We start from the raw sequence: 7,685 nt of genomic DNA on the forward strand, positions 1-7,685 counted from the left end.
GTTGATTCTGCGGGCATCTTCTTCGATAGGGGTGAGTTGCAAAGTTTTTAAGTCTTCAACAAGCTCTATTGTGGTTAATCCGTTATCTTGAACGTAAAAACGTAAATAATTAAAGCTAAGGATATTTAGAAACAGGCAGCCGTTAACGACCAGGGTCGAGGTCTCGGAGTTTGAGAAGATTTTAACGACAACACCCTCACCTTGGCTGATTACGTTGCCATCGACGATATACGCGTATTTCACGCTCTCAAGCGTCTCGAGGGCACGAAGCATGTCCTTCCTGTTAATCAGGATACCATCGTTGACGATACAAGGAGCAAGAGTTTCGCGGTTGAAATTTTGCATAAAATGAAACCTCCAGAGTTTTGTAGGCTGTTTGCTCATATTATAACAGATATGGGGAGACGTAAATACTAACCCGCGTAACTGGTAGAATGGCGATATGTAATAATAGGACAAGGTAGACCAAGGTAGAACAAGGTATATTAAGATAGACCCGAGAAGCGATGAGATAACGTTGAGCGATTTGGAGCGATGCAGATGCAGTTAACAAAGCAAATTATCAAAGTGATGAGCAAAAGGGGGTACATCCCCCAGGACCTCGACGGTCTGGCGGTATTTCTAGAATTACCCGGAATCGATAAGTCCGAGATCAAAAGGGCCCTCGATATCTTGGAGTCCGAGGGTAAGGTAGTCACGACTAAGAAGGAAAAGTATGCTCTGCCCAGCCAGCTCGACATGGTCATAGGCGACCTGATGGCAAATAAAGCCGGCTACGGATTTGTTCGTACCGCGATCGGGGATATCTTCGTCCCCGGAAGTAAGATGAACGGGGCCATGCATAAGGACAAAGTCGCGGTAAAAGTGAGCCGCAAGCAAACGCGGCAGGGGCCGCGTAGCGAGGGCGAAATCGCAAAAGTCATCGAGCGGGCCACCGACCGCGTGGTCGGGCGCTATGAGGCTCATGGAAAGATAAGCCATGTCGTGCCGTCCGACAAGCGTATCTTTTACCAGGTCCTGGTTAACAGAAACGAAGCCATGGACGCAAAAGACGGCGATATGGTAGTCGCAAAAATCTTTGAATATCCCGATGGCAAGAAAGAGGCCCGGGGGTTGGTGACCGAGATAATCGGGGATGAGACGTCCCCGACGATCGAGATCGATGTCATCGTAAGGGAGCATAACTTAAGCACCGAATTTTCCGGCGCGGCAATGGCGGAAGCCGAGGCGGTCCCTTCAGAGGTCGCCGCTGCGGAAATCGCCACACGTAAGGATTACCGTGATGTGTTTACGGTTACCATCGACGGGCTGGATGCCAAAGATTTCGACGATGCGATTAGCATGCATCGCGATGGAGATGACGGTCATTTTCACCTGGGTGTCCATATCGCCGATGTCTCGCATTACGTCCATATCGGAAGCCCGCTTGACGAGGACGCGTTTGCCAGGGCGACCAGCGTGTACCTTGCCGATAGGGTGTTACCGATGCTTCCGCATAAACTCTCGAACAACATCTGCAGCCTCAATCCCAACGTCGACAGGTTGACCCTCTCTGTCGAAATGGTGATAGACGAGCAGGGTGAGGTCATCGACTTTGAGATACATAGAGGTGTCATAAACAGCGACTTCCGCCTGACCTACGAGCAGGTGGATCTCGCGTTCAAGACGGGGGAGTACCCCGACCCCGATGTGCGCGACCTGCTGATAAATATGCGCGAGCTGAGCGATGTCCTCGAGAAGAAACGCCTTAAGCGGGGCAGCCTCGATTTCGAGACTGTTGAGCCCAAAGTAATCTTAGGTAAAGACCTGAAACCCGTTGAAGTTATTATTCGCGAGCGGACAGCGGCGACAAAGATTATCGAGGAAGCAATGATCGTAACCAACGAGACGGTCGCCGGCTCTATGTACTGGCAGGATGCGCCCATGGTCTATCGGGTCCACGATAAACCAAACGAAGAGGCGCTCGTGCAAATCGAGGAGCTTATCGAGAACCTGCACTATCCCGTGCGCAAACTAAAAGGCGCCCATCCCCGGGTCATCCAGCAAATCATATCGTACGCCCACGATCGACCCGAAAAGCTTTTAATCAACAACCTGCTGCTGAGAGCAATGAAGCGAGCGGTCTATACACCGTCCAGCATGCTCCATTTCGGCCTGGCGTCCCAGCACTATACACACTTTACATCACCCATCAGGAGGTATCCGGATCTGATCGTCCACCGCTTAGTCAAGGCAACGCTCGACCAGAACCTCTCCGAGCCGGTCATCGTCAACATGGTCGACAACCTCAACGACATCTGCGAGCAAAGCTCCTATATGGAGCGCGAGGCCGACGATGCCGCGCGCCAATCCGTCGATGTTAAACTTTGCGAGCTTATGAAGGAGCATGTGGGCGAGGTATTCGACGGAACCATTACCGGTGTTTCCGGATACGGCTTCTTTGTCCAGCTCGCAAACACGGCCGAGGGTCTCGTCCATGTCAGGGATCTCACCGGTGACTACTATAGCTATGACGAAGGCACGTTCACCCTTATCGGGCAACGGACCGGGCGCATGTTCCAGATCGGTCAAACCGTTACGGTCCAGGTGGCAAACGTTATCATCGGCGAGCGCAGGATCGATTTCGTTCTGGTTAAATAGCAAAAGGGGAGAGTGGCGGGCGTACCGCTTACTCGATAATATTCGTCGCCCAGAACTGCTGGTCGAGAGCCAGGTGCTTAAGGGGTCTATCGAGATGCTTTGAGATACCGATGATGCTTCCGACCGCCTCGGCTTCAGAAATCCCGATCGAGATTACCCTGGTCGATGAAGCGGCTTGCGGGGTGCAGGATATCGTTCTGCCGACAACAACGAGATTATCCACTTTCATCGGCAGCAGCGACCTCAAAGGTATCCCGTACAGCCTCGGTTGCAGGTGCAAATCCACAAGGTTTCCAAACCTGCTTAGATTTTGCAGCGCTTCCTGCATCGTATAGGGATGGATGTCGGCCGGGTGGTTTCCGACGGTGACAGAATCATAATACTGAGCGCCTTTAAGCAAGTCGTCCATGGTCATTACGTACTCGCCGATAAAATGCCGGCTCTCGCGGATATAGAGGGTGTCTGCGGTGTCGATTAAGTAAGCGGATTTAAATGCCGGAACTTTGCTCTTCAAGTAGCTGACGACCTGGGGCACTTCGTTTTTCGCACGTTTGACCCCGTCCTGCACGGATTGCTCGGAGGTGCCGTCTACGTTAAATACCTGTAGACCGTTGATCAACACGGACCCATCGGATTGTCTCCCCAGGTTAAGGCCGCTTAGCATGATACCGTTAGCTGCGCTCTTAGGATTGTGGAAGCCTGCGCAGACAAGGTTATATCCCCACCCGGCATTTCCGCACCGCGCACATTTATCCACTTTATCACCAAAGATCACATTACTGAGGTACTCCCAATCGACCCCGCCGAGCCTAAACATCAGCGTTGCCGACATCTGGGCGGTATCGGTTGTATAATCACTCGCTTGCAGCCGGATGGGCTTGTCCAATGTCCCGTAGATGTTATTATGACGGCCGAGGGTATACGGACAGCCGGCCTTTGCCGCCAAATCCCCATTCTCCGATCCATCTATGAAGTAGTTTGCAGCAACGAGCCCGGTGGTTGCTGCTGTTTTCAGCTTGATCGATTGAACCCGGCGGTCGCTCACATTGAGATCAAAATCCTTAAAGGCAATACTCGTTATCTTATTGTCGGCTAGAAGCCTTTGGAAAACCGGCTTTACTTTGGCGCTATCAAACACGCCATCCGAAAAACCGTTCTCCATCTTTTTTGTTCCGAGCAGCTTCATAAACCCCTCGTTTATCCCCCTGGAGGTGAGAGCGTACGTGGTGGATGTCCCGGGGGAGCTGATCTTAGCATAGGTGTTATCGAGCTGGTTGAGCCTCGCATCGGCCCAGACTCCACCGAGCGTACCCTTCTTGTACGCCAGGCAGACCTTGAGCCCATGCCTCACGCTTGAAAGGGCGGCGGCGACCGCTTCCGGGGTTCCCCCAAAGACCACCACGTCATAGCTCTGTGATATGCTGGTGGGCTCTGCGCCATCGGCCGCCCGCAAGGTATCTGGGTCTAGGCTCTCGAGCATCTGACGGCGTGCAGTGTCGAGCTTGCCGGCATGTGGCCGGATCTGCTCTGTGTACATGCCGACGCCCAGGCTAAGAGACAAAGCGCTTATTATGATGACGACTAAAACAAATTTCTTAAAAAATGCCATAGGATACCTCTGTGGAAACTGCTCTGTTACACTTCAAGCCACAATTATAGGGAGTTTGCAAGCTTCTCGTAAGCCAGAAGCGGTTGTCGTATAACGCGTAGCAGGGGGGCAGGGCGCCTCGTGCAGTATCGCAAACCACCATCGGTTCGCGCACGAAAATGATAGCAAAATGGTATAATTGATAAGTTATGAGAACAGATAAAGTCGTAGCAACAAACCGAAAAGCATTTCATGATTTTCACATAGACGAGAAATACGAAGCCGGGATCGAGCTTAAGGGGGCCGAAGTGAAGTCGCTTCGCGCCGGCAGGCTCAATCTGCGGGATAGTTATGCGCGCATTGAGGATGGCGAGCTGTGGGTCTTCAACATGCACATAAGCCCCTACAGCCACGCGGATAAATTCACCCAGCCCGATCCCGAAAGACCGCGCAAGTTGCTCCTGCACAAGAAGGAGATCCAGCGGCTTATCGGCAAAACGAAGGAAAAAGGCTATACTCTGGTTCCGCTTAAGGTCTACTTTAACGGTCGCGGTAAAGCCAAGGTAGAGTTTGGTCTCGCCAAGGGCAAGCAACTGTTCGATAAGCGCAAAGATATCGCCGAACGTACTGCAAAACGCGAGGTAGAACGCGCTCTTCGCGAACGCCAGAAAGGTGAGTAAGCAAGCCCACTTAGAGCCGCGCATAAAGGCGAAGGCTCATTTACAAGAGACGCCGGATTCTCTATACTTATTCTTCCGGGTATCAAATCCAATCGAGTCTCTCATAATTTGAAATCAATTTGATATCAGGCTGTGATAATCGCACTTTGACATCTACATATGGGGGCGACAGGTTTCGACTGAGGTTTTGTTTCGGCAGAAGAAGCGAGCCGAGCTCAGACAACTCGTAAAACTATCTGGAAAAAATAAACGTCAACAATACAAGCGATTACGCTTTAGCTGCTTAATTGCAGCCCGCCAAACTAGAGTGTGCTCACGTCTCTAGAGCGGCGTCATTACAGTGGGCTTACCTTACCCGGACGCCCATAAGGGTCTAAGGGAAATTTCATGGGCTAGCAACCGGCTTACCCCGCCTGCGGGGATGCCGCGCGCGAACCTTTAAACGCAGGATACGCTCGTAGATGCTTCTGTGGAGATGCTTTAGGACGTGGGTTCGATTCAGAAATGGAGTCGCCTGTAGCGGTAACGCTACAAGGAAAACAAGGCTTACATCGGTGAAACCTAAACTCTGACGAGTATGGCAACGCCGAGGGGTACTCTCTAGAAACGGAGTTTCTAGTTTAAAAGTGCCCTGTAGAGACTTATGTAGGAGTCCCGCCGGTAGTAAATTACCGGTAATCTATGGCTCTTACTATACGCCTTGCAACCACGTAGAGATACGTGGTTGAAGACATAGTCCAGTCCTTTCGGAAACGTAAGGGTAGCTGTCCCACCGCCTCCACATAATTGATAATAGCCGCCTTCTCAGGCGGCTATTATTTTTGGATAGCGCATAGAGCTAATCTCTAAAGCTTTATCCTCCTAAACCGATTGCATAACTACCGGAAAGTCTAATTTATGCAACGGAAGGAGGGAGAGAAATGGCAGCAAAATTTGATTACGCGGAGCCGATCCAATTCGCGTGGGACAAAGTAAAAAGCAACCTTGGCTTCTTTATCGGAGCCCTCTTAGCGGGTGGGGCGCTCTCTACCGTCGTTTTAGTCGCCATGATAGCGACCACGGCGGGGTCGACGAATAATACTATTTCACCTTTATTTTTTGTTCTTTTTGCGCTTTTACTTATCTTTACACTGGTAGTTCAGATAGGGTTGTTCAGGGCTTCGCTGAAAGTGACGGATGGTGAGAAGGTAGGGCTTGGCGATCTCGTCCCAAGCGTCTCCGTTCTGTTTAAGTTTCTCGTAAGCTCGATGGTTTACGCGCTCATCGTATCTGTTGGTTCGCTCCTCTTGGTTATACCGGGAATGATCTGGGCTATCCAGTTCCAGTTCTTCGGCTTTTTCGTCATCGATGGGGCTGGGCCGATTGAGGCTTTGAAGAAAAGTTCTCAGATGACCAAGGGCGCCAAGGTAGACCTCTTTGTTTTTGGCCTGCTGCTCTATGTTCTAAATCTAGTAGGCGAGTTGGCTTTACTTGTAGGTTTGTTTATAACCGTACCGATGACGCTGATCGCGCTGGCTCGCGTATACCGTAACTTATCAGCCAACACTGACCCAGAGGCGACCGCCGAAGTGGAAACCGGCGCTACGCCCGTTGCTTCGTAATCGATGATTCACAATATTTGCAATAAACCTTAAAGCCGGGGCAAAACCCCGGCTTCCTTCTTTTTACCGATTTGCCATGACAATCCTTGCACCGTATTGTTTATCTCTAACGGTAAATCATCTGATATATAAAGTAACCCCTGGGTACGACGATAACATATAGAATATGTGTCAAGGCCATTTACCAGCCTGCATAAACCCATAACTATTCAGTGAATCACCGGTACTTTAAGGGGGATGTTCTGTGGCTATTACCGATTGGAGCGACGCTGTATGTCGTGGATGATCCCTTCTGAAATCGCGACTATGTCGTGCATCTTTATTTTAGTATTGGTATACTCCTACCTTTACAGACAAAACCGTGAACGGTTCTTAGCCATCTGGACCTTAGGGTGGGCGATCTATCTCTTGCGGTTTGTCTTCGAGTTCTGGATGATCATCGGGCAAAAATCTCCGGCTTTACTAATCGCAAATCAAATATCTTCTCTTTTAAGCGGATTGTTTCTCCTATGGGGAACCCATGAATTTCTAGGTAAACCGATGTCCAAGTGGTGGAAATATGGGTCCGCTCTCGGCATCGTATGGATTATCACCGGGGTTTACATGCACGCTTCATTTTCTTCTCTCGCCTTGCCGACTTTTACTTTTCTCGGGGTGACAAATATTTGGACCGGTATAGCGTTCTTACGCTCACATACCACCAAGGGGGTCGGCAACCATGTCACAGGGTGGGCGTTTGTCGTGTGGGGTGCCCATAAGATCGACTATCCGTTTATACGACCGTTGGTATGGCTTGCCCCGTGGGGGTATCTCTTGGGTTCCGTGCTCGAGATCACCATTGCCATCGGCATTCTTCTCGTTTATTTCCAGAAGATACAAAAAGATCTGGGTGCAAGTGAAGAGCGCTTCCGCCGCCTTGTAGAGCTATCACCGGATGGGATAATCGTTCATTGTGATGGTAAAATCGTCTATACAAATGATGCCGTACTGCGGATATTCGGTGCATCGAGTGAAGATCAAATTATCGGCAAGCCGGTACTTGATTTTGTCAATCCCGAGAGCCGCCAGGTTGTAATAGGTCGGATTCAAGCGCTTAAGCGTGGTGAATCGGTGGGCCTTATCGAAGAACAATTTATAGCGATCGATGGGCAGGTAATCGATGTCGAGGTGGCGGCC

General features: G+C 50.5%; 6 protein-coding genes and 1 other RNA gene. 5 read left to right on the plus strand and 2 right to left on the minus strand.

Annotation, left to right across the window (positions count from 1 at the left end; all coding sequences use genetic code 11):
• Positions 1 to 345 (minus strand): hypothetical protein (locus ACYC56_RS10305; RefSeq protein WP_461374094.1); only part of this gene is annotated, 345 nt, incomplete at its 3' end.
• A 195-nt stretch (positions 346 to 540) separates the two neighbouring features.
• Here ACYC56_RS10305 and rnr point away from each other — a divergent pair.
• Positions 541 to 2,640 (plus strand): ribonuclease R, encoded by a 2,100-nt coding sequence (rnr, locus tag ACYC56_RS10310; protein WP_461374095.1) that lies wholly within the window; start codon positions 541 to 543, stop codon positions 2,638 to 2,640.
• A gap of 28 nt (positions 2,641 to 2,668) precedes the next feature.
• On the opposite strand, the gene ACYC56_RS10315 is transcribed toward rnr, so the two are convergent.
• On the minus strand, positions 2,669 to 4,249 hold the full coding sequence (locus ACYC56_RS10315; protein ID WP_461374096.1) for an FAD-dependent oxidoreductase: 1,581 nt from the start codon (positions 4,247 to 4,249) through the stop codon (positions 2,669 to 2,671).
• A gap of 188 nt (positions 4,250 to 4,437) precedes the next feature.
• Between ACYC56_RS10315 and smpB the strand changes: the two genes are divergently transcribed.
• From smpB to ACYC56_RS10335, 4 genes are all read left to right on the plus strand, one after another.
• Positions 4,438 to 4,908: an SsrA-binding protein SmpB gene (gene smpB, locus ACYC56_RS10320; RefSeq protein WP_461374097.1), complete on the plus strand. Its 471-nt coding sequence runs from the start codon at positions 4,438 to 4,440 to the stop codon at positions 4,906 to 4,908.
• A 168-nt stretch (positions 4,909 to 5,076) separates the two neighbouring features.
• Positions 5,077 to 5,409, plus strand: a transfer-messenger RNA (tmRNA) gene (gene ssrA, locus ACYC56_RS10325).
• 419 nt (positions 5,410 to 5,828) lie between these two features.
• Entirely contained in the window at positions 5,829 to 6,509 is a 681-nt protein-coding gene (locus tag ACYC56_RS10330; RefSeq protein WP_461374098.1) for a DUF975 family protein, read from the plus strand.
• Between the two features lie 273 nt (positions 6,510 to 6,782).
• A partial coding sequence (locus ACYC56_RS10335; protein WP_461374099.1) for a PAS domain S-box protein occupies positions 6,783 to 7,685 on the plus strand: 903 nt, incomplete at its 3' end.

The organism is Candidatus Aquicultor sp. (assembly GCF_054640775.1).